We start from the raw sequence: 21,427 nt of genomic DNA, 5'->3' as shown, positions 1-21,427 counted from the left end.
TCACCTATATTTAGTTTTGCAATCTTGACATTCGGCAAACTGTCGACGCCTAGATTACTTTTACTCAAAAACGGCGCTATCATCCGATTTGAGATGAGATATGAGATAGAAAAAAATTAAATTGACGTTTGCGTGAGAACGCGTGCAATTTTATGTAAGCGGTCAATCATGAACCGGATGTCCAAATAAACGATAAATTCATTGGATTTCGTCCTATCTTCTATTCAATTTACGATTTGAGCGATTACTATATATAGTGACGACTGCTTTTTCAAAACGAGGGAAATTCGAACGCTCACTAGCATCGAACTGAAAAGTGAGGTAGATTGAGGGAGTACGATTTGAAATCAAGGTAAAAAGAAGGGTTTAACAAATGAGAGCAGAAGACTTATTATTAGCATGGGACCCACTCGGTTACGGGCTTGGGTCGTATGGACCAGAGTTTGACGATATCGCCTTGGCGCTCATTCACGTCGATTCGATCGATCAATTGGATGACGTGATTCGACAGATCTTAACAGACGCTTTTGGCGACTGTCCAAGTGAACCAGAAACACGGGCCATGGCGGCACGACTACTCGCGTCTTCAGAATCTTGTCAACTATAAGGGGGAACCACGATGTTACGTATCGATCCAACACCGAATCCAAATGCAATGAAAATTACACTTCCTGAGAACGTCTTCGGCGCGAAAAGCCAAAGCGTGAAAGCCGGCGAAGAGACGGACCAACCGCTTCTCGCGAAACTCGTCGCCATCGAAGGCGTCGAGAGCGTATTCGCCTATGGCGATTTCGTCACGGTATCGAAAGAAAACGGCGTCAGCTGGGAAGCCATCTTGCCGCACGTCGAAACTGCTTACCGCGGATGAACCCGCTCGTTTCCATCGTCATCCCGGTCCATTCGCGGGAGACGGAACTGACGGAACTGCTCGAATGTCTGGTCGTCCAGACGTTCGGGGAATTTGAAGTACTTGTGATCAATAATGACGGGCCGCCAAAACAGCATCTTTTGGCGCCTTTTTTGAATCGATTATCGATTCGATATATCGAGCTTGGCGAGAATCATCACGTCAAAGCCCGCAATCGCGGCGTACAGGAAGCGAGCGGCGACTATATCCTGTTGCTCGACGATGATGATTTGCTCATGCCGACCCATATCGAACAAGCGCTCGAGGACATCCGTTCGGCCGACCTCGTCTTCACGGACGCGGAACTGTTCCGCTTTACGTGGGAAGATGGGCGCCGTCGCGTCACCGATTGGGAGGCATTCGCCTATGCCCTCGATTTGGAGCGACTTCGCCAAGACTCGACGTTTATCCCGTCCGGTACGCTCTATCGAAAACAGCTCCACGAGACGATTGGATCGTTCGATGAGGACGTTTATAACTACTGGGATTGGGATTTCATTCTACGTGTCAGTGAGGTCGGGACGATTCGTCATCCGGCCCGCGCGACGGTGCTCTATGCGTTCAATGGCACCGACAACTTGTCGGCCAAACAAGACGAGACACGCCGTCGTTACTTTGATCGGTTCTGTCACAAGCACGGTTTGGTCAATATGGAAATGAAGAACTTCCATATCGTCCAAGCCGAACGACGGGACTATGTGAGACAGACAGAGAGAACGTTCACAGGGGCGTTCCCCGGTAGAACGGAAGGAGAATAACTATGTATACATCGAAAGAACTAGAATTGCTCGAGCTGCTCGAAGAGAAAGGCTACCTCGAGACGAAACTGTTGGCGAACTTGCTCGCGACCGACGAGGAAACCGTTGAGGCGATGCTCGAGAAGTTCAAGGCGGACGGCATCTTGCTCGGCTTCCGGGCGATGGTCAACTGGCAAAAAATCAATCGCCACGATGTCACGGCGTTCATCGACGTCAAAGTCACTCCGAAACGGGGTCGTGGTTTCGATGAGGTCGCGGAACGCATTTATCGCTTCCCGGAAGTGACGGCACTCTATTTGATGTCAGGGGCTTACGACCTGCAAGTCGTCATTCGGGCGAACTCGCTTCAAGACGTCGCGTCGTTCGTTTCGGACAAATTGTCACCGCTTGACTCGGTCGTCTCGACGACGACGCACTTCAAATTGAAGACGTATAAGCATGATGGCATTTTATTCACCCCGCAAGTCGAAGACAAACGGTTGAATATTACGCCATGAAGTCACTATCCAAACAAGTCGTCTCAATGAAGCCGTCCGGCATTCGCCGATTCTTCGATTTGGCGCAAACGATGGAAAACGTCGTCTCTCTCGGGGTGGGAGAGCCGGATTTCATCACGCCGTGGAACGTGCGCGAGGCGAGCTATGCGGCGCTCGAGCAAGGCTACACGGCCTATAGCGCGAACGCCGGTCTCCTCGAGTTACGTCAAGAAATCGCTGGTTACATGGCGGACCGGTTCGGGGCGACATATGACCCGGCCACGGAACTGATCGTCACGACGGGCGCGTCGCAGGCGCTCGATATCGCCTTCCGGGCTCTCCTCAACCCGGGTGACGAGGTCATCGTCGTTGAACCGGCTTTCGTCTCGTACGGGCCGCTCATCGAGCTCGCCGGCGGGACGGTCGTCCCGGTCGCCTGTCGTCCGGAGAACGGGTTCCGTCTGAACCGGGAAGACGTCGAAGCGGCGATCACGGAGCGCACGAAAGCGATGCTCCTCTGCTTCCCATCAAATCCGACCGGAGCGACGATGACGGGTGAAGAACTCACCGAGATCGCGGAACTCGCGACGAAACATGACCTTTGGGTCGTCAGTGATGAAATTTACGCCGAACTGTCATATGACGAGCCGTTCACAAGCTTTGCGACGCTTCATGATATGCGCGAGCGGACGATCGTCGTCAACGGGTTCTCGAAGGCGTTCGCGATGACAGGCTGGCGACTCGGGTTCACATGTGCGCCGGAAGTCGTGACACGGGAGATGCTCAAAGTTCATCAGTACGGCATGATGTGTGCCCCGACGCTCGTTCAGTTCGGCGGTCTCGAGGCACTGAAGAGCCGTGACCAGCATGTACCGAAGATGGTGAAGAGCTATCGGCAGCGCCGTAACTACTTCATCCAGGCCCTCAATGACGCCGGGTTACCGACGCACGTACCGGGCGGGGCGTTCTACGCCTTCCCGTCGATTCGCCACACCGGATTGACGAGCGAAGAGTTCGCCGAGCGTCTCTTGCTCGAGGAACGGGTCGCGGTCGTGCCGGGCAACGCCTTCGGCGCGAGCGGTGAAGGCTTCGTCCGGGCTAGTTACGCGACGTCGGTCGAACAATTACAAGAAGCGATTCGTCGCATCGATCGGTTCATGAAACAGTTCGAAGTGACGACGACAGTGACAGACTCTCAGCGATGAGGGTCTGTTTTACGTTTTAGTGGTATAATAGATGGGAAAAGACGAGCGAGGTGAGGTCATTGGAACGAGTGGATTTTGTAGCAATCGGATGTGGCCCGTACAATCTCGGCTTGATGGCGCTCAGCGAATCGACCAAATTGACGGGTATATGTTTTGAAGAGCGGGCCGACTTCAATTGGCATGAAGGAATGTTGCTCGAAGCGGCGACGATGCAGACGCATTATTTATATGACCTTGTGACGCTCGCCGACCCGACGAGCCGGCACAGCTATTTGAACTACTTGAAGCAGGTTGGCCGGCTGCAGACGTTCATCGTCCAGGAAAGTCCGACGATTCCCCGGACAGAGTTCAATCGCTATTTGCAGGCGATCGCTGCCTCGCTCGACACAATCAAGTTCTCGCACCGGGTCGTCGACGTCCGTCCGGCACAGGACGGCTTCCTCGTCACGGTCGCGACGCCTAAAGGCGAAGAGACGCTATCGACGCGTCACGTCGTCATCGGGACGGGGGCAGAACCGCTCATCCCAGAGGCGTTTCAAGACGTCGTCCATACGAGTTCGTATCGAATGGAGCGGGAACGATTGCTTGAAAAGGCCCGCATCGTCGTCATCGGCAGCGGGCAGAGCGCGGCGGAGGTGTATCTCGATTTATTGAGTCGATCCGATAAAACGCGGCAACAAATCGATTGGGTGACGCGCTCGGACGTGTTCGAGTCGCTCGAGAGCGGCAAACTCGGGGAAGAGATCTTCAGCTTGTCGTATGTCGAGTATTTCAATCGATTACCGTACGCGGAACGTGAGCAACTTGGGAAGTCGTTCGAACGATTCCGCAATGGCGTCAACCCAGAGACGCTCCGTGCCATCTATGGGGCGTTATATCATCGGACGGCGGACGGGACGGACCAAGCGACGAACTTGTGTACCCAAATCGAAATCGAGCGCGTATCGCACTCATCGAGCTATATGGTCGAAGGGACTCAGCAGCATAGCGGTGAATCGTTCACGAACGAATATGATGCGGTCGTGGCGGCGACCGGGTATCGTCCACGGATTCCGGAGTGGGTCGAACGATTTGACATCGAATGGGAAGCGGAACGACTATGGCGCGTCAACAACCGCTATCAAATCGCGACGGAGACACGGTTGACCGGCAGTCTGTTCACCCATACGAACTTGGAACATTCGCACGGGCCGGCGGCAACGAATTTAGGGATGGCCGTATATCGGAACGCGATTATGTTGAATGAAATGGTAGGGGAGACGGTGTTTGAGGTGGCCGCACAGCGACCGTTTACAAGCTTTTGAACAAAAAAAGGGCTAGGCGTTAGCCTAGCGGAATCAGGGGGGAATACTTGAAGTCTTGCTTGATTTGTATTTACCCGACCCGTCGACTTTGAAACACGAAAATAATCCCAAATAATCTTTTTTACTAATTTGTACACTTTATCGAAAAAAGTATGTTATAGTAAGTTGATGAATTTAGCATAGGAGTGTTTGTAATGGCAAAATACGAAAAAGATCAAGTTTTAAAAGGTAAAGTAACAGGAATCCAACCTTTCGGTGCGTTCGTCGCACTCGACGACGAGACTCAAGGTCTTGTCCACATCTCTGAAATCTCACACGACTACGTGAAAGACGTGAACGAGTACGTTCAAGTCGGTCAAGAAGTTGAAGTGAAAATTCTTGATGTTGATGAAGCATCTAAGAAAATCAAGCTTTCAATGAAAGCGACACAAGAAGCTCCAAAACGCGAGAAGTCGGCTAAGCCAGCTCGTCGTGGCGCACCACGCCGCAACGAAGCTTCAAACTTCAAGCAAGAAGAAGCTCCAGGATTCACTGTCCTCAAGGACAAGCTCGAAGACTGGATCAAAAACACGAACTTCAAGAAGTAAGTGATTGAGACGACCTGCCATGTGCAGGTCGTCTTTTTTTGTACAGGAAATGTCCCGCTCGTTCACGAACAGTACAGAAAAGGAGTGAGGACCATGAGGATCGGAATCATCGGTACGGGTGGGATTGCCAAGACTGCCCATATCCCGCAATACATCGCGGCAGGGGCTGACGTCGTCGCCGTCATGAATCGGACCCGTGAGCGCGGGGAAGCGGTGGCTGAACAGTTTGGAATCGAACGGGTGTACGAGACGGTCGAAGAGATGCTCGTCACAGAACAACTCGATGCGGTCAGTGTATGTACGCCGAACGCGCTCCACAAAGCGCAAGTCATCGCCGCACTCGAGGCAGGATGCCACGTCCTCTGTGAGAAGCCGCCGGCCATCTCGGTCCGTGAGGCGAACGAGATGCTAGTAGCGGCCCGGAAGGCAGAGCGGACGCTGCATTACGGATTCCATTACCGGCACCGGTCGGACACACAACTATTGAAACGGATGATCGATGCCGGGGAACTCGGTCACGTCTATGCGGCGACGGCCCTTGCCCTGCGGCGTCGTGGCATCCCGGGATGGGGCGTGTTCACGGATAAGGAACTGCAAGGAGGCGGTGCACTGCTCGATATCGGGGTCCATATGCTCGACCTCGCCTTGTATTTGATGGATTATCCGAAGCCGGTCGATGTCATCGGTCACGTCGGTCAATACCTCGGCACACGGCCTGGTGTCGGGCTGATGGGTGATTGGGACGCAGAGGCGTTCTCGGTCGAAGACACGGCCCGGGCGATGGTCACGTTCGACAACGGAGCATCTTTGTTTTTAGACGCGAGTTTCATGGCCAATGTCGAGGCGGCGGACACGATGCGGGTCGAACTACGGGGCACGATGGGCGGGGCGTCGCTCTTTCCACTCCAACTCCATACGGAAGAGCATGGCGCCTTATTCGATAAATCACCGGTCCATCTGACGCTCCAAGATCCGTACGCCAGTCAGATTCGCACGTTCCTCGAGGCGTGCCGGCACGAGCCATCGTACCTGCAAGCGGAACAGGCGGTGACGCTCCATACGATCATCGACCGCATCTACGCTCAGGCCTGATTGCTTTTCAATCATAAAAAACAGGGTATATAGTGTAGGTGTTACATATTTTCGAAGGAGGATGAAGCATGCACAACTTTGAATACAAGAACCCGACGAAACTTATTTTCGGGACACATCAGATTGAAAAACTCGCGAGCGAGTTGAAGGCGCTTGACGCCAAGAAAGTGATGCTCGTCTATGGAGGCGGGAGCATCAAAAAGAACGGCACGTACGATGAAGTCGTGGCGGAACTGAACAACGCCTCAATCGATTTCGTCGACTTCTCAGGCGTCGAACCGAACCCGCGCATCGAGACGGTACGTCGTGCCGTCAAACAAGCGCGTGAAGAAAACATCGATGCATTGCTCGCGGTCGGCGGCGGTTCGGTCATCGATTGCACGAAACTCATCTCGGCGGCCATCCCGTATGAAGGCGACGCTTGGGACATCGTGCTCCGTGACCACATCCCGACGGAAGCGATCCCGTTCGGTACGGTGCTCACGCTCGCGGCGACCGGTTCTGAGATGAACTCAGGTTCGGTCATCACGAACTGGGAGACACAAGAGAAGTACGGCTGGGGTCACCCGCTCGTCTATCCGACGTTCTCGATCCTCGACCCACGTTACACGGTATCAGTGCCAAAAGACCAAACGATTTACGGCATCGTCGACATGATGAGTCACTGTTTCGAGCAGTACTTCCACCCGAACCATGCGCCGGTTCAAGAGCGGATGACGGAAGGCGTGTTGAAAGCGGTCGTCGAATCGGCACCGAAACTCGTCGACGATTTAGAAAATGTCGACTTGCGCGCCATCATCTTGTTCTCAGGTACGATCGCCTTGAACGGTGTGCTTCAAATGGGTGCCTCGGGCGACTGGGCATCGCACAACATCGAACATGCGGTCTCGGCTGTCCATGACATCCCGCATGCAGGCGGACTCGCGATCCTGTTCCCGCGCTGGATGGAACATGTACTCGATGAAGACAATGCAGCACGTTTCGCACGCTTAGGCACAGAAGTGTTCAACGTCGAACCGGCTGACACGGACTTGGAAACGGCGAAGCGTACGATTGCAGCCGTTCGTGCCTTCTTCGATGAGCTCGGCGCGCCAAACTCGCTCCGTGACTATGACATCGACGAGTCGACGTTCGACGCCATCTTGGATTCGGCGATGAAACGCGGGGCGTTCGGTCGCTTCCGCACACTCGAACGTGAAGACGTGGCAGCGATTCTTGAGTTGAGCAAATAAGGCGATTTGATGCCTATTTTGCAATAATGATTGAACGAATCCGACGTTTCCGTTTATGATGGGTCATGTATGGCTCATCAAGGAGCGATTTAAAGGAGGAAATGATATGTCAACTGTACGTTTCGATTATTCAAACGCCCTGTCTTTCGTCGGGGAACATGAAGTCGATCAATTGCAAGAAACCGTGAAAGCAATGCATTCGGTCATCCATGACCGCAGCGGGGCAGGTAGCGATTTCCTTGGGTGGGTCGATCTCCCAACAAACTACGATACGGATGAGTTTGCCCGCATCAAAGCGGCCGCGGAACGAATCCGTGAGAACTCGGACGTCCTCGTCGTCGTCGGGATCGGTGGATCATACCTCGGCGCACGCGCGGCCATCGAGATGCTCCAACATTCATTCTTCAACGTATTGTCGAAAGAAGAGCGCAACGCGCCACAAGTCTTCTTCGCCGGTCACAACATCTCGTCAACTTATTTGACGGAGTTGCTCCAGGTGCTCGAAGGCAAAGACGTCTCGGTCAACGTCATCTCGAAATCGGGAACGACGACAGAACCGGCGATCGCGTTCCGTGTCTTGAAACAGTTCATGGAAGACAAGTACGGTCAAGACGGTGCTCGTGAGCGCATTTATGCGACGACAGACCGTGCCCGTGGCGCCTTGAAGACGCTTGCGGATGCGGAAGGCTACGAAACGTTCGTCATCCCGGATGACGTCGGCGGCCGCTTCTCGGTCCTTACACCGGTCGGACTCCTTCCGATCGCTGCGGCAGGGATCGATATCGACGCCCTCATGGAAGGTGCACGCGACGCACAAAACGCCTATTCGTCACCAGAACTCTCTGAGAACGAGGCGTACCAATATGCGGTCGTCCGTAACGCCTTGTATGCGAAAGGCAAGTCGATCGAGTTGCTCGTCAACTACGAACCGGCCCTGCACTACGTGTCGGAGTGGTGGAAACAGCTTTACGGCGAATCAGAAGGAAAAGACAACAAAGGGATCTTCCCGGCGGCTGTCGACTTCTCAACCGACCTCCACTCGATGGGACAATACATCCAAGAAGGTCGTCGTGACTTGTTCGAGACGGTCATCCGTGTCACGAACGTCCGTCACGCGATGAACGTGCCAGAAGACGCGCAAGACCTCGACGGCTTGAACTTCCTCGCTGGCGAAACGATCCAATTCGTGAACGACAAAGCGGCTGAAGGAACACTCCTTGCCCACACGGACGGAGAAGTACCGAACCTCGTTGTCGAATTGCCAGAGATGACGCCGTACCACCTCGGTTACTTGTTCTACTTCTTCGAGAAGGCATGCGCGATGAGCGGATACATTCTCGGGGTGAACCCGTTCAACCAACCGGGCGTCGAAGCGTATAAAGCGAACATGTTCGCGTTGCTTGGAAAACCAGGTTACGAAGAACAAAAAGCTGAGCTTGAAAAGCGCTTGAACCAATAATTTTGAGTAGGTCCGCTCCGGCGGGCCTATTTTTTTGTTTGAAACTGGGGGAAGACAAGGTAAAGTGAGAGTAGACAGGGGAAAGAAAGGGATGGACTATGTTGACATTCACGGACTACTATCACAATAAAGTCGAGTTGAGCTTCGCGCACTATCCATTTTCGGATACGCCGCTCCACGTCTGGGTCGTCGCCCGCTATGAGAATCAATGGGTGCTGACGAAGCATAAGCAACGCGGACTCGAGTTTCCGGGTGGAAAAGTTGAGCCCGGCGAACATGAGGATGATGCCGCGATTCGGGAAGTGTATGAAGAAACGGGCGGTGTCGTGAAGACGCTGCACTATCTCGGACAATACCGCGTGCTCGGGCGCGGGGACACGGTCATCAAAAATATTTACTTCGCCGAGATCGAGCGCTTCGATGACCATCCGGCCGTTGACGAGACCGACGGCGCGGTTCTCATGAAGGAACTGCCAACGAATCTGCTCCGGAACAACCGGTACAGTTTCATGATGAAAGACCGGGTGCTCCCGGAAACGATGAAGGTGCTCCATGAAAAACGAATGGTTTGACCGGATCGAGGTCCTCCCTCCATATGCCGGTTATGCGGTCCACCGTGGCTGGTACGCTACGCGCGATGGTGAGGATGTCGTCGCCTATACGATCACGCCGACGCGACCGAACGGGCACGTCCTGTTTTATTTGCGCGGCGGAACAGGACGCATCGGGGACGTGCGCTTGCCTCGGTTGATGCAGTTCGCGGCCAAAGGCTTCCACGTCGTGGCGCCTGTTTACCGTGGTAACCATGGGGGGAGCGGGAAAGAAGACTTCGGCGGGGCCGATTTAGAGGATGTCTTGTCTCTTTATGATCGCGTCCATCGAACGGATACGCTCATTCATGCCCTTGGCTTCTCGCGCGGGGGCATGATGGCGTTGTCGCTCGCCGCGGAGCGGCCGCTCACGTCCGTGACCTCATGGGCGGGTGTCACCAATTTGGAATGGACGTACGAAGAGCAACGCTCGATGCGGAAAATGCTCCGCCGTATGACCGGGGGTGACCCGGAAGCGGCTCGTGAGGCGTACGTGGAGCGTTCACCCCTCTACAAGGACTGGGAGGCCCCGACGTTATTGATTCACGGGACAGACGACGAGCAAGTGCGGCTCCGCCATGCGACAGCCGTGGCCGAACGGATGGGGGAGCGGGCCGAACTTTGGATCGTCCCGTTCGCTCATCAACTCCCGTTTTGGGAAAAGTGGAAGACGACCGATGAGGCGATGGACTGGATGTTAGCCGTCGCACCAAAAAAATGACTAGCGCCTAAACCAGGCGCTAGTCATTTTTTATTAAACGATGATTGGGCCGGCCGCGACGACCGCCTCACTCGCTTTCGTGAATCGTTTGAAGTTGTCTTGGAACTTACGGGCGAGCGCTGCCGCCTCGGCGTCGTAGCGGGCCCCGTCTTTCCATGTGCCCCGTGGGTTGAGCACGTCGTCTGGCACCCCGTCGATGTGGCGTGGAATCTCGACGTTGAAGATGTCATGGCGCGTCGTCTCGACGTCACGGAGTTTCCCGTTGACGGCCGCGTTCACCATCGCCCGTGTATAGGCGAGCTTCATCCGCGATCCTTCGCCGTAAGCTCCGCCGGTCCAACCGGTATTGACGAGATAGACGTCGACGTCATGTTTCTCGATCAACGTGCCGAGCATGTCGGCGTAGCGTTCCGGTGCGAGCGGCAAGAACGGTGACCCGAAACATGTCGAGAAGGTCGCCTGCGGCTCCGTCACGCCGCGCTCCGTGCCGGCTAGCTTCGACGTATAGCCTGACAAGAAGTGATACATCGCCTGTTCCTTCGTCAATTTGCTGATTGGAGGCAGGACGCCGTACGCGTCGGCCGTCAAGAAGACGATCGTGTTCGGATGCCCGGCTCGTGACGGAAGCATCGCGTTATCGATAAATTGAATCGGGTAGGCTGCCCGTGTGTTCTCAGTGAGTGAGATGTTCTTGTAGTCTGGCGCCCGTTCCTCGTCCAAGACGACGTTCTCAATCAACGAGCCAAATCGAATAGCATCGTAGATTTGAGGTTCGTTCTCACGCGACAAGTTGATCGTCTTCGCGTAGCAACCGCCTTCAATGTTGAAGACGCCGTCAGGAGACCAACCATGCTCGTCGTCCCCGATTAAATGACGTTCTGTGTCGGCCGATAGCGTCGTCTTTCCGGTACCTGATAGCCCGAAGAAGAGAGCCGTCTCGCCGGCATCCGATACGTTCGCCGAGCAATGCATCGACAAGACGTGCTGTTCCGGTAACAGGAAGTTCATGACTGAGAAAATCGATTTTTTAATTTCGCCGCCGTATTCTGTTCCCCCGATCAGAATGGTCCGTTTGGCGAATGAGACGAGAATGAACGTTTCGGAGTTCGTCCCGTCGACTTCCGGATCGGCCTTATAGCTCGGTGCATAGATGACCGTGAACGGATCAAAGGCACCTTGTGTCGGCCATTCGCGCAAGAACAACTGTTTCGCGAACAAGTTGTGCCACGCGTATTCTGTGATGGCCCGCACTGGAAGCGTATAATGCTCGTCAGCCCCGGCAGACGCCTCGAGATAATAGAGCTTGTCTTTCGTCTCGAGATGCGTGAGCACTTTATTGAGCAGTGCCGTGAACTTCTCTTCTGCGATCGGTTGGTTGACCGGACCCCAGTCTACTAAATGATTGCTGACTTCATCTTGCACGACGAATTTGTCTTTCGGTGACCGTCCTGTGAATTTACCTGTACTGACCGATAAAGCCCCGTCTTTCGTCAGTACGCCTTCCCCGTTGCGAATGGCTTCTTCCACCAATTCTGGAACCGTTAAGTTCCGCATCATGTCGGCACCTTTAATTAATTCTTCGATTTTCAGGAGCGTTGTCGCCATCCTGAATCCCACCTTTCCCCTAAATAGATGTGGATGAAATCCGCATACTTCCGCGTTTTATTAGTATGACGTTTTTATTATATGTGACATACTAATCAAAAACAAGCCTTTTTACCCTTTAAAGTAAGCGCTTTCTTACACTGTCATTCTAACATATTCTGTACCAGGTCATAGTACAAAATCGAAAACCGACAAAAAAATGTTTGATATTTCACAAACATAACTATTGCGAGTTCGTGAAAAGTTTTACGAATTCAGTCGATACGCTTGACAGAACGGGGTGTCATTTATATGATGGTCTTCGTAACGGATACTCTTATTCTGAGCGGTGGAGGGAACAAGGCCCTACGAAGCCCAGCAACCGTCCGATTTGTCATTGTTATTCGGAAAAGGTGCTATCCTGAAGCGAAGCGCAAGCTTCGAACGATAAGAGGGTAAGGAAGAACGATTCAACCTTTCCCATTGAACATGGCGAAAGGTTTTTTTCATTACCGTCCCAAAGCAACGCGTAAGGGGAACGAGTACCGTCCACACATCACCCTTATTATAGGAGGTTTTTCGAAATGGCAAACTTGAACCGTCGACTTTTCACTTCGGAGTCCGTCACGGAAGGACATCCGGATAAAATTTGTGACCAAATCTCAGATGCGATTTTGGATGCGATTTTATCTGAAGATCCAAACGCCCGCGTTGCGGCTGAGACATCTGTCACGACAGGTCTCGTGCTCGTAGCAGGTGAGATCACAACATCAACTTACGTGGATATCCCGAAAGTTGTTCGTGAAACAGTTCGTGAGATCGGCTACACACGTGCAAAATATGGTTTTGATGCAGAGACTTGTGCTGTCCTCACATCGATTGATGAGCAATCGGTAGACATCGCCCAAGGTGTCGACCAAGCGCTTGAAGCTCGTGAAGGACAAATGACTGAAGAAGAAATCGATGCGATCGGCGCTGGTGACCAAGGTCTCATGTTCGGTTACGCAACAAAAGAGACACCAGAACTCATGCCGCTCCCGATTTCACTCGCGCACAAATTGTCACGTCGTTTGGCAGAAGTTCGTAAGAACGGCACGCTCGCTTACCTTCGTCCTGATGGTAAGACACAAGTGACGGTCGAATACGACGAAGCGAACAACCCAGTTCGCATCGACACAATCGTCATCTCGACGCAACACGCCGAAGACATCACACTCGAACAAATCCAAGCTGATTTGAAAGAGCACGTCATCGACGCGGTCATCCCGTCTGAACTCATCGACGCGGATACAAAATACTTCATCAACCCGACTGGCCGTTTCGTCATCGGTGGACCACAAGGGGATGCAGGCCTTACAGGACGTAAAATCATCGTCGATACGTACGGTGGTTACGCTCGCCACGGCGGCGGCGCGTTCTCAGGTAAAGACCCAACCAAAGTTGACCGTTCAGCGGCGTACGCGGCTCGTTACGTAGCGAAAAACCTCGTTGCAGCGGGACTTGCTGACAAAGCAGAAGTTCAACTTGCTTACGCGATTGGCGTTGCCCACCCGGTATCGATCGCAGTCGACACGTTCGGCACAGGCAAATTGAGCGAGACTGAGCTCGTCGAACTCGTTCGCGAGAACTTCGACCTCCGTCCGGCCGGCATCATCAAGATGCTCGACCTTCGCCGTCCAATCTACAAGCAGACAGCAGCTTACGGCCACTTCGGTCGTACAGACGTTGAACTCCCATGGGAGCAAACGGATAAAGCGGCAGTGCTTGAAGAAGGCGCGAAACGCTTCGCATAAGACAGTAAAAACGACCTTTCTCAGCGAAAGGTCGTTTTTTTTGTTAGGCTTGTGTTTTGTTGTCATTCGATGATTCGTTATTGCTTGATGACGTGTCGGATGAAGTTTCTTGCCCGAGCGCCGTATCTTTCGCATCGACGACTTTCTCGCCGATCGATTGAAGATCTGACTTCGCTTCTTGCGCAGTGCCGACGACTTTGTTCACGTCTTCTTTGACCGTGTCGACTTCACCAGCGACTTTCTCGTATACGTTTTGAACGTCAGTGGCAACTTCTTGGATGATTCCAGAAGCCGATTTCACTTGGTCGATGACTTGTGAGGCCTTTCCGGCTGGGTCTTGTTTGACTGTATCGACGAGACCGCCGACCGACGATTTCGCGCTCGAGAACGATTGTTTCGTGTTCTCACGGTTCGACGTGCTAAGTAAGGCGAGCAGACCGCCGACGAGGGCGCCGAGGAGCATCCCGGTCACGACGGTGATTTTAGGGCCACCTGCATTTGCTTGGTCAAACTGACGATTTGGATTGTTGGCTTGCTCTAGTTTTGGATCATGTTGTAGTTTCGGTTCCATAGTAACACTCCTTTTTGTAAGTTGGCATTGATACTCTTATACCCGAGTCAAAATGGAAAATAACGTCTTCCTTCATTTCGACATCAAAAAGTAATGAGCGGGCAGGATATTTTTTTGCTGATGGGGAATGATACTACTAGATTGGCCAAAAGGGGGATGCCGTTATGAAGATCAGGGAAGCCGTACCAGAAGATGCCGCCACCATCCGCGATATTGCGCTCGCAACGGTCAGTGAACAAGACGAGGTTCGTTCAAAAGTAATGGAACGGGCTTATCAGCAAGAAGAGATCGTCCGCGCCATCAGTTCAAGCGAGGAGGCGAAAGAGCAGTTGTTCATTGTCGGTGAAGCCGAAGGCGACGTCATCGGGTTCTATCATGCGATCGACCGCGGGGATACGTGGGAAGTGCTCCGACTCTATCTTCATCCGACCCATCACCGACAAGGTCTCGGAACGGCCTTATTGTCTCATCTGCGCGAACGTAAAGTTCAACCGATCGAACTGTACGTCGAGAGTTCGAACGAGCAGGCGATCGCCTTTTTGAACCATGAGGCGTTCATCGAATTGAATCGGATTCAAGAGGAAGTGTACGACCAACCGATGGAACTGATTCATTTGCGCTATGACCCGAGCTAAGACCCTAGACGGATTTTCTGACAAACATCAGTCTCGGCTGATGTTTTTTGTTAGTATAAAAACATGGACATAATAAAATGAGGTGACAGTATGACATACGAAGAAGAATCACGAAAAGGGGTCATCGTGATCGTCTATCCGCTCCAGTTCACGTCGCGCTTGAGCGAGGCGTTTTTAGGACGGTTACGTGACGAATATGAAGTTCTCGTCGTGACCGGACAGACGGTCGGTTTGACCGCGGAAGACCATAAGCTGTTAATCAAGAACACGCTACGCGAGGCGAGCCAGTACAAACTGCCGATTCACGTCATCGCCTTCAGTCTCGGGGCATTGTTAACGAACCGATTGCTCCAGGAATACGATGTGCCGCTCGGCAGTTTGACGTATATCTCACCCTTGTTCGATTGGCATCCGTCCCGCCAAATCGGCGGATTGAAACAAGTCGTCGCGAGTGCGGTCGACCGTTTCCGTCCGGATTTGCCGCTCGGCATGATGACGTTCATGGGTGCAGGCGAAGAGTCGTCCCGCTTCGGTGAGATCACGTACGGGCAATACCGGGAAATCGAGGAAGAGATCGTCGAGCATCAAGAAGAGAAGAAACATTTGCCGCGCCTTCCACTCGCTTGCTTCTATGCGCCGGACGACCGCTTCGCCGATGTGAAACTGACGCTCAACGTCTGTCGAAAAATCGGCGGCGATCAAGTGTACATCCGCCGGCTCGAAGGCTTCCCGCATTTCGGCTATGAACGACTGAACACGAAGTTCGCGGAGACGCTCATCACGTTTTATGAATTGATTCGAGAATGACAAAACAGGCGACTCGCTCGAGTCGCCTGTTTTCATGCACGTTTTTCAATCGCCACGATAAACGGGGGATGATTGATTTGATTGATGAAGCCGTAACGGAGGACGCCGGCCCGCTTTTGATCGAGTGCCTCGACGTAGGCGAGCACCTCGTCGCGCTCGATTTTGCCGCTATCATGGCCATGATAGATGACGACGACGATGACACCACCGACGGCCATGACGTCGAGCAGTTGCTCGAGGGCGTCGATGGTCGTATTGCCCGTCGTCGTGACCGACTTGTCGCTTCCCGGTAAATAACCGAGGTTGAACACGGCGGCTGTGATCGGGCGTGTCTCGTCCGCTACAATTTCTCGGACGGTGTCGTGGCTGTCGTGGATGACAGTGACGCGGTCCGTCAATGCTGCTTCCTCGATGCGAATGCGTGTCGCCTCGACCGCCGCTGCTTGGACATCAAACGCGTAGACGTGTCCCGTCGCCTCGACGAGTTCGGCTAAAAACAATGTATCGTGCCCGTTGCCGGCCGTCATATCGATGGCGACGGCACCAGGTGTGACGTGTTCACGGAGTAGGTACTTCGCGAACGGTAAGACTCTCATTAATCCCATGGCTCTCATCCTTCTTTTTTCCTTGGAAGGAATCACGACGCACCAGTTCGGCATCGATGGCGTTCAAGACGGCCATCTTGTGCCGGCTCCACGTCGGACCGATCAACAGATCCGGTGGCCCGTCACCGGTCAACCGATGGATGACGATCTCGGGCGGTAACGTCTCAAGCTGGTCGCAGACGAGGGAGACGTAAGTCGTCTCGTCCATGAGCTCGAGCAATCCTTTTTCGTACTGACGGGCGAGCGGCGTGTGCTTCAAGACGTGGAGCAAATGGATCTTGATTCCTTGTATGTCCATTTTAGCAACTTCTCGCGCCGTGTCGAGCATCATCTCTGTCGTCTCGCCAGGGAGACCGTTAATGATATGGACAACCACGTTTATATTGCGTCGGCGGAGCTTGGCGAGACCTTCGAGGAACGTCTTGTAGTCATGGCCACGATTGATTTTTTTCGCTGTCACATCGTGAATCGTCTGTAGGCCGAGTTCGATCGTGAGGGACGTCCGCTCATTCAACTCGGCGAGATAGTCGACGACGTCGTCCGGCAGACAGTCTGGTCGGGTCGCGATCGATAGACCGACGACACCTTCCTCTTTAAGGGCAGGCTCGAACAATTCCCGGAGCCGGGCGACGGGGGCATACGTGTTGCTGAACGCTTGGAAGTAAGCGATGTAGCGGGCTTCTTTCCACTTCCGATGCAACCGTGCCTTCACTTCGGCAAATTGGACCGGGATCGGATCGCAGGCGTTGCCGGCAAAGTCACCGCTGCCGTCGTCCGAACAGAACGTACAGCCGCCCTTCGAGACGAGCCCGTCCCGGTTCGGACAAGTGAAACCGCCGTCGAGCGGTACCTTGAATACTTTCCCGCCGAACTCACGGCGATATGCTTCATTTAATTTGTGGTATCTGGCATCACCAAATGGATGTTGCATGAATATCCTCTCCTTCTTTGCTCATGCTATCACAAGACCTCCTCGTGTTTACTTCATAATAAGTAATTTTTCTTGACAGTTATGGGGCGTTCCGTTAGCTTGGAGAAGGACTTATTCTTGATTCGGCCGTCGTGCCGAATTTTTATCGTTAAACGGGAATGAAAGGAGTAACTGGTATGAACAATAAAATGCCGATTTCGGTATGGATTTTGGTCATTGCGATGGCGCTCAATACAACGGCGGCGTCTTTTTTATGGCCATTTAACACGCTCTATATAAATGGATATTTAGGCGAATCGATGACGCTCGCAGGGATTGCCCTCCTCGTCAACTCGGCGCTCGCCATCGCTGGGAACTATATCGGGGGCACGCTGTTTGACCGGATCGGCGGGAAACGGACGCTCATCCTCTCGGTCGGGCTGTTGCTCGCGAGCTCGCTCGGCTTCTTGTTGTTTCATGCCACATTCCTCGGTTACTTGGGCTGGCTTGGATTGATTGGGTTTTCGGGTGGCCTCGTCTTCCCGACAGTATACGCTTTTGCTGGCTTGATTTGGCCGGAAGGGGGGCGACGATCGTTCAACGCGATTTATGTCGCCCAAAACGTCGGGGTCGCCCTCGGGACAGCGATGAGCGGGCAAATCGCGCGCATCGACATCGAGTGGATCTTTTACGCGAACTTCTTCTTATCGGTCTTGTTCGTCGTCGTCCTCTTGGTCGGGCTCCGTTATTTGAAAGACCCGGCCCGTCCGGTCGTCCAATCGCAGCTTGAGGCTGCGGCGACGACGTTGTCCGGCGCGACGATGAAATCGATGTGGTTCGTCGCCATCGGTTACGCGGCCCTTTGGTTCGTTTACGTGCAGTGGCAAGGCACGATCGCTGTCCATTCGAAAGACCTCGGCGTGACAATCAGCCAGTATTCGCTCCTTTGGACGGTGAACGGCGCCTTGATCGTGTTCGCTCAACCGCTCCTCAACCGGGCCCTTCGTTACTTTGAAGACGATTTGAAGAAGCAACTCATCGTTGGCGCCGTTATTTTCCTCGCCGCCTTCGCGGTCGTTCCGTTCGCGGGGGGCTTTGCGATGTTCATGGTCGCGATGGTCGTCATGACGATCGGGGAGATGTTCATTTGGCCGGCCGTTCCGACGATTGCCGCGAAACTCGCACCGCCGGGGAAAGCAGGACAGTTCCAAGGGCTCGTCAATATCGCGGCCTCGGTCGGTCGGATGATTGGCCCGACCTTATCGGGCCTCGTCTATGACGTATTCGGCATCGGTGCCGTCTTCACAATGCTATTCTTGCTCACGGCCATCGCGCTCGCGTTCTTCATTTTCATGAAAGACATCCGAGTGCCTGAAAAATCAAGTTGACGCTCTAAAACAGATTGGGCTAAAATGAACGAGTGAGATCATACACATGCGTAGAAGAGGAATAGTATCGTGACGTCTGTATTTGTAGAGAGCCGGTGGGTGGTGTGAACCGGTATATGGACTGCGAGAACTCGCCTTGGAGCAGTTCGCCTGAACGAACAGTAGGGTGAACCGGAGTTACGCCTCGTTACCGGCGTCTCAAGTGGCAGAAATGCAACATGGGTGGTACCGCGGAAAGCTTTCAAGCCTTTCGTCCCATTACCGGGGCGGAAGGCTTTTTATTATGCAGAGGAGGATGAATTTTGGATTATTTTAAACATCAAGACATCGAGCCGAAATGGCAAAAGCGTTGGGACGAGAAAGATGCGTTCCGGACGACAGAAGACCCGGACAAGGAGTGTTTCTACGTCCTTGACATGTTCCCATATCCATCAGGAGCCGGCCTTCACGTCGGTCACCCGGAAGGTTACACGGCGACGGACATCATCGCCCGCATGAAACGGATGCAAGGCTTCAACGTCCTCCATCCAATGGGGTGGGACGCGTTCGGTCTTCCGGCCGAGCAATATGCCCTCGACACAGGGAATGACCCGCGCGAGTTCACAGAGCGCAACATCGGCACATTCCGACGCCAGTTGAAAGAGCTCGGTTTCTCATACGATTGGGATCGTGAAATCAGCACGACCGACCCGAAATACTACAAGTGGACGCAATGGATTTTCACACAGCTCCATGACCGCGGACTCGCCTACGTCGACGAAGTCGCCGTCAACTGGTGCCCGGCCCTCGGGACGGTACTCGCCAACGAAGAAGTCATCGACGGCTTGTCAGAGCGCGGCAGCCATCCGGTTTACCGTGTGCCGATGAAGCAGTGGGTGCTCCGCATCACGGAATACGCAGAGCGGTTGCTCGATGATTTAGAAGGGCTTGACTGGCCAGACAGCGTCAAAGAGATGCAACGCAACTGGATCGGCAAGTCGGTCGGGGCCGAAGTCGATTTCAAAGTCGACGGTCACGAAAAAGTCGTGACGGTGTTCACGACACGTCCGGACACACTTTACGGCGCGACATACGTCACGCTCGCACCGGAGCACCCGTTCGTGAAAACAATCGCGACACCGGAACAAACCGTCGCCATCGAGGCGTACGTCGAAGAAGTCTCGAAAAAGACAGATCTCGAACGGACCGATCTTGCTAAAGAGAAAACAGGCGTGTTTACTGGCGCTTACGCGATCAACCCGGTCAATGGTGAGAAGCTTCCAATCTGGATTGCTGACTACGTGTTGTCAACGTATGGTACAGGTGCGGTCATGGCCGTTCCTGGACATGATGAGCGCGACTATGAGTTCGCGAAGACGTTTGACCTTCCAATCCGTGAAGTCGTCACCGGCGGCAACTTGGATGAGGCGGCTTACGTCGAGGATGGCGTCCACGTCAACTCAGGTAGCTTGGACGGTCTCAATAAAGCCGACGCGATCGCCAAGATCATCGAAGAGCTTGAACTTGCCGGCACTGGCCGTGCGAAGACGACGTATCGTCTCCGCGACTGGTTGTTCAGCCGTCAGCGCTATTGGGGCGAGCCGATTCCAATCGTTCATATGGAAGATGGCACGCTCAAGACGGTCCCGGTCGAAGACCTCCCGCTCGAACTCCCGATTATCGATGAAATCAAACCGTCGGGTACGGGTGAATCGCCGCTTGCGAACGCGGACGAGTGGTTGACGTACACGGATCCAGTGACGGGTGAGAAGGGTCGTCGCGAGACGAACACGATGCCACAATGGGCCGGCAGCTGCTGGTACTACATTCGCTTCATCGATCCGCACAATGAAGACATGATCGCGGACCCAGAGAAGTTGAAGCGTTGGCTTCCGGTCGATTTGTATATCGGTGGTACGGAGCACGCGGTCCTACACTTGCTCTACGCTCGTTTCTGGCACAAAGTGCTCTACGATATCGGCATCGTCCCGACGAAAGAGCCGTTCCAAAAACTCTATAACCAAGGGATGATCCTTGGTGAGAACAACGAGAAGATGTCGAAATCGAAAGGTAACGTCGTCAACCCGGATGACATCATCAAATCGCACGGAGCCGACACGCTTCGTCTTTACGAGATGTTCATGGGACCACTCGATGCGGCCATCGCTTGGTCGACGAACGGTCTCGACGGCGCTCGTCGCTTCCTTGACCGTGTCTGGCGTTTGTTCGATCAGACAGAGCTTCAAGACGTCGCACCGACTGCCGACTTCGAACGGACGTACCATCAGACGGTGAAGAAAGTGACAGAAGATTATGAGGCGCTCCGTTTCAACACGGCGATTTCGCAACTCATGGTCTTCATCAACGAAGCGTATAAACAAGACACGCTGCCGAAACAAGAAATGGTCAACTTCGTTAAGATGCTCGCCCCGGTCGCGCCACACTTGGCCGAAGAGTTGTGGGAGCGTCTCGGCATGACGGAAGACTTGACGTATGCGGCATGGCCGAAGTTTGATGAGTCGAAACTCGTCAGCGACACGATTGAAGTCGTCATCCAAGTGAACGGCAAACTTCGTGCGAAGATGCACGTGGCCCGCGACGCTTCGAAAGAAGCGCTCGAGGCCGATGCGCTCGCGAACGAACGTGTTCAAGAGTTCACGGAAGGGAAGACGGTCCGCAAAGTGATCGTCGTTCCAGGTAAGCTCGTCAATATCGTCGTTGGATAAGCAAAGGAATGTGTGACATTGTCACACGTTCCTTTCTTTTGTATGATGTCGTTTTCTTTTCGGGGCGGGTTTGTTACACTAAAGGGCGATACTGCATG

At 53.6% G+C, this 21,427-nt stretch carries 21 protein-coding genes, 1 riboswitch and 1 other annotated feature; of the genes, 17 read left to right on the top strand and 4 right to left on the bottom strand.

Annotation, left to right across the window (positions count from 1 at the left end):
• Nucleotides 1-373 precede the first annotated feature (373 nt).
• From KNP74_RS02760 to KNP74_RS02705, 12 genes are all read left to right on the top strand, one after another.
• The gene (locus KNP74_RS02760; RefSeq protein ID WP_034778345.1) at nucleotides 374-607 is read left to right on the top strand and encodes a DUF1871 family protein; all 234 of its coding nucleotides are present in this window, start codon (nucleotides 374-376) and stop codon (nucleotides 605-607) included.
• A gap of 12 nt (nucleotides 608-619) precedes the next feature.
• Nucleotides 620-868: a NifU N-terminal domain-containing protein gene (locus KNP74_RS02755; protein WP_034778343.1), complete on the top strand. Its 249-nt coding sequence runs from the start codon at nucleotides 620-622 to the stop codon at nucleotides 866-868.
• Nucleotides 865-1,665, top strand: coding sequence for a glycosyltransferase family 2 protein (locus KNP74_RS02750; protein ID WP_138859140.1), 801 nt, complete (start codon nucleotides 865-867; stop codon nucleotides 1,663-1,665). The genes KNP74_RS02755 and KNP74_RS02750 overlap by 4 nt, the downstream gene beginning before the upstream one ends.
• 2 nt (nucleotides 1,666-1,667) lie before the next feature.
• A complete protein-coding gene (locus KNP74_RS02745) occupies nucleotides 1,668-2,162 on the top strand; it encodes an Lrp/AsnC family transcriptional regulator (protein WP_214711820.1) in 495 nt (164 codons plus the stop codon).
• Nucleotides 2,159-3,346: an aminotransferase gene (locus KNP74_RS02740; RefSeq protein ID WP_214763280.1), complete on the top strand. Its 1,188-nt coding sequence runs from the start codon at nucleotides 2,159-2,161 to the stop codon at nucleotides 3,344-3,346. The genes KNP74_RS02745 and KNP74_RS02740 overlap by 4 nt, the downstream gene beginning before the upstream one ends.
• Nucleotides 3,347-3,414: 68 nt before the next feature.
• On the top strand, nucleotides 3,415-4,650 hold the full coding sequence (locus tag KNP74_RS02735; RefSeq protein WP_214763279.1) for a lysine N(6)-hydroxylase/L-ornithine N(5)-oxygenase family protein: 1,236 nt from the start codon (nucleotides 3,415-3,417) through the stop codon (nucleotides 4,648-4,650).
• Nucleotides 4,651-4,844: 194 nt separating this feature from the next.
• Nucleotides 4,845-5,237: a S1 domain-containing post-transcriptional regulator GSP13 gene (gene yugI, locus KNP74_RS02730; RefSeq protein ID WP_016509788.1), complete on the top strand. Its 393-nt coding sequence runs from the start codon at nucleotides 4,845-4,847 to the stop codon at nucleotides 5,235-5,237.
• 93 nt (nucleotides 5,238-5,330) lie between these two features.
• Nucleotides 5,331-6,329, top strand: coding sequence for a Gfo/Idh/MocA family protein (locus KNP74_RS02725; protein ID WP_214763278.1), 999 nt, complete (start codon nucleotides 5,331-5,333; stop codon nucleotides 6,327-6,329).
• Between the two features lie 68 nt (nucleotides 6,330-6,397).
• Nucleotides 6,398-7,561, top strand: a complete 1,164-nt coding sequence (locus tag KNP74_RS02720; protein WP_214706507.1) for an iron-containing alcohol dehydrogenase — start codon at nucleotides 6,398-6,400, stop codon at nucleotides 7,559-7,561.
• Nucleotides 7,562-7,667: 106 nt separating this feature from the next.
• A complete protein-coding gene (locus KNP74_RS02715) occupies nucleotides 7,668-9,020 on the top strand; it encodes a glucose-6-phosphate isomerase (RefSeq protein ID WP_034778329.1) in 1,353 nt (450 codons plus the stop codon).
• Nucleotides 9,021-9,118: 98 nt separating this feature from the next.
• Nucleotides 9,119-9,592: an RNA deprotection pyrophosphohydrolase gene (gene ytkD, locus KNP74_RS02710; protein WP_034778327.1), complete on the top strand. Its 474-nt coding sequence runs from the start codon at nucleotides 9,119-9,121 to the stop codon at nucleotides 9,590-9,592.
• Nucleotides 9,573-10,331: an alpha/beta hydrolase family protein gene (locus KNP74_RS02705; protein WP_214763277.1), complete on the top strand. Its 759-nt coding sequence runs from the start codon at nucleotides 9,573-9,575 to the stop codon at nucleotides 10,329-10,331. Before ytkD ends, KNP74_RS02705 begins: the two co-directional genes overlap by 20 nt.
• A 33-nt stretch (nucleotides 10,332-10,364) precedes the next feature.
• Here the strand turns inward: KNP74_RS02705 and pckA are convergent, their stop codons facing one another.
• Nucleotides 10,365-11,936 (bottom strand): phosphoenolpyruvate carboxykinase (ATP), encoded by a 1,572-nt coding sequence (gene pckA, locus KNP74_RS02700; RefSeq protein ID WP_214763276.1) that lies wholly within the window; start codon nucleotides 11,934-11,936, stop codon nucleotides 10,365-10,367.
• 313 nt (nucleotides 11,937-12,249) lie between these two features.
• Nucleotides 12,250-12,369, top strand: a riboswitch (SAM riboswitch).
• Nucleotides 12,370-12,499: 130 nt separating this feature from the next.
• Here pckA and metK point away from each other — a divergent pair.
• Entirely contained in the window at nucleotides 12,500-13,708 is a 1,209-nt protein-coding gene (gene metK / locus KNP74_RS02695) for a methionine adenosyltransferase (protein ID WP_214763275.1), read from the top strand.
• 43 nt (nucleotides 13,709-13,751) lie between these two features.
• On the opposite strand, the gene KNP74_RS02690 is transcribed toward metK, so the two are convergent.
• Nucleotides 13,752-14,279 (bottom strand): hypothetical protein, encoded by a 528-nt coding sequence (locus tag KNP74_RS02690; protein ID WP_138859149.1) that lies wholly within the window; start codon nucleotides 14,277-14,279, stop codon nucleotides 13,752-13,754.
• A gap of 164 nt (nucleotides 14,280-14,443) precedes the next feature.
• On the opposite strand from KNP74_RS02690, the gene KNP74_RS02685 reads away from it, so the two are divergent.
• Nucleotides 14,444-14,914, top strand: coding sequence for a GNAT family N-acetyltransferase (locus tag KNP74_RS02685; protein WP_034778317.1), 471 nt, complete (start codon nucleotides 14,444-14,446; stop codon nucleotides 14,912-14,914).
• A 90-nt stretch (nucleotides 14,915-15,004) separates the two neighbouring features.
• Nucleotides 15,005-15,721, top strand: coding sequence for an alpha/beta fold hydrolase (locus KNP74_RS02680; RefSeq protein WP_034778316.1), 717 nt, complete (start codon nucleotides 15,005-15,007; stop codon nucleotides 15,719-15,721).
• A gap of 32 nt (nucleotides 15,722-15,753) precedes the next feature.
• Here KNP74_RS02680 and mnmM read toward each other — a convergent pair whose 3' ends face one another.
• Both mnmM and mnmL read right to left on the bottom strand, forming a co-directional pair.
• On the bottom strand, nucleotides 15,754-16,326 hold the full coding sequence (mnmM, locus tag KNP74_RS02675) for a tRNA 5-(aminomethyl)-2-thiouridylate-methyltransferase MnmM (protein WP_034778311.1): 573 nt from the start codon (nucleotides 16,324-16,326) through the stop codon (nucleotides 15,754-15,756).
• Entirely contained in the window at nucleotides 16,280-17,257 is a 978-nt protein-coding gene (mnmL, locus tag KNP74_RS02670; RefSeq protein WP_138859150.1) for a tRNA modification radical SAM protein MnmL/YtqA, read from the bottom strand. The genes mnmM and mnmL overlap by 47 nt, the downstream gene beginning before the upstream one ends.
• A 176-nt stretch (nucleotides 17,258-17,433) precedes the next feature.
• Between mnmL and KNP74_RS02665 the strand changes: the two genes are divergently transcribed.
• Both KNP74_RS02665 and leuS read left to right on the top strand, forming a co-directional pair.
• Nucleotides 17,434-18,624, top strand: coding sequence for an MDR family MFS transporter (locus KNP74_RS02665; protein ID WP_214763274.1), 1,191 nt, complete (start codon nucleotides 17,434-17,436; stop codon nucleotides 18,622-18,624).
• Between the two features lie 42 nt (nucleotides 18,625-18,666).
• Nucleotides 18,667-18,885, top strand: a binding site (T-box leader).
• A gap of 41 nt (nucleotides 18,886-18,926) precedes the next feature.
• Complete coding sequence (leuS, locus tag KNP74_RS02660) at nucleotides 18,927-21,329, top strand: leucine--tRNA ligase (RefSeq protein ID WP_214763273.1); 2,403 nt, start codon at nucleotides 18,927-18,929, stop codon at nucleotides 21,327-21,329.
• The last annotated feature ends 98 nt before the right edge of the window (nucleotides 21,330-21,427 follow it).

The organism is Exiguobacterium sp. s141, from assembly GCF_018618085.1.
Classification (GTDB): Bacteria; Bacillota; Bacilli; order Exiguobacteriales; family Exiguobacteriaceae; genus Exiguobacterium; species Exiguobacterium mexicanum_A.
The sequence above is the reverse complement of the archived record's forward strand: the minus strand, read 5'-3'. Positions and strand labels throughout refer to the sequence as shown.

Bases quoted from the DNA above. Each gene is read 5' to 3' on its own strand.
- KNP74_RS02760 (WP_034778345.1), top strand. From the start codon at position 374: ATGAGAGCAGAAGACTTATTATTAGCATGGGACCCACTCGGTTACGGG.
- KNP74_RS02755 (WP_034778343.1), top strand. From the start codon at position 620: ATGTTACGTATCGATCCAACACCGAATCCAAATGCAATGAAAATTACA.
- KNP74_RS02750 (WP_138859140.1), top strand. From the start codon at position 865: ATGAACCCGCTCGTTTCCATCGTCATCCCGGTCCATTCGCGGGAGACG.
- KNP74_RS02745 (WP_214711820.1), top strand. From the start codon at position 1,668: ATGTATACATCGAAAGAACTAGAATTGCTCGAGCTGCTCGAAGAGAAA.
- KNP74_RS02740 (WP_214763280.1), top strand. From the start codon at position 2,159: ATGAAGTCACTATCCAAACAAGTCGTCTCAATGAAGCCGTCCGGCATT.
- yugI (WP_016509788.1), top strand. From the start codon at position 4,845: ATGGCAAAATACGAAAAAGATCAAGTTTTAAAAGGTAAAGTAACAGGA.
- KNP74_RS02725 (WP_214763278.1), top strand. From the start codon at position 5,331: ATGAGGATCGGAATCATCGGTACGGGTGGGATTGCCAAGACTGCCCAT.
- KNP74_RS02720 (WP_214706507.1), top strand. From the start codon at position 6,398: ATGCACAACTTTGAATACAAGAACCCGACGAAACTTATTTTCGGGACA.
- KNP74_RS02715 (WP_034778329.1), top strand. From the start codon at position 7,668: ATGTCAACTGTACGTTTCGATTATTCAAACGCCCTGTCTTTCGTCGGG.
- ytkD (WP_034778327.1), top strand. From the start codon at position 9,119: ATGTTGACATTCACGGACTACTATCACAATAAAGTCGAGTTGAGCTTC.
- KNP74_RS02705 (WP_214763277.1), top strand. From the start codon at position 9,573: ATGAAAAACGAATGGTTTGACCGGATCGAGGTCCTCCCTCCATATGCC.
- pckA (WP_214763276.1), bottom strand. From the start codon at position 11,936: ATGGCGACAACGCTCCTGAAAATCGAAGAATTAATTAAAGGTGCCGAC.
- metK (WP_214763275.1), top strand. From the start codon at position 12,500: ATGGCAAACTTGAACCGTCGACTTTTCACTTCGGAGTCCGTCACGGAA.
- KNP74_RS02690 (WP_138859149.1), bottom strand. From the start codon at position 14,279: ATGGAACCGAAACTACAACATGATCCAAAACTAGAGCAAGCCAACAAT.
- KNP74_RS02685 (WP_034778317.1), top strand. From the start codon at position 14,444: ATGAAGATCAGGGAAGCCGTACCAGAAGATGCCGCCACCATCCGCGAT.
- KNP74_RS02680 (WP_034778316.1), top strand. From the start codon at position 15,005: ATGACATACGAAGAAGAATCACGAAAAGGGGTCATCGTGATCGTCTAT.
- mnmM (WP_034778311.1), bottom strand. From the start codon at position 16,326: ATGGGATTAATGAGAGTCTTACCGTTCGCGAAGTACCTACTCCGTGAA.
- mnmL (WP_138859150.1), bottom strand. From the start codon at position 17,257: ATGCAACATCCATTTGGTGATGCCAGATACCACAAATTAAATGAAGCA.
- KNP74_RS02665 (WP_214763274.1), top strand. From the start codon at position 17,434: ATGAACAATAAAATGCCGATTTCGGTATGGATTTTGGTCATTGCGATG.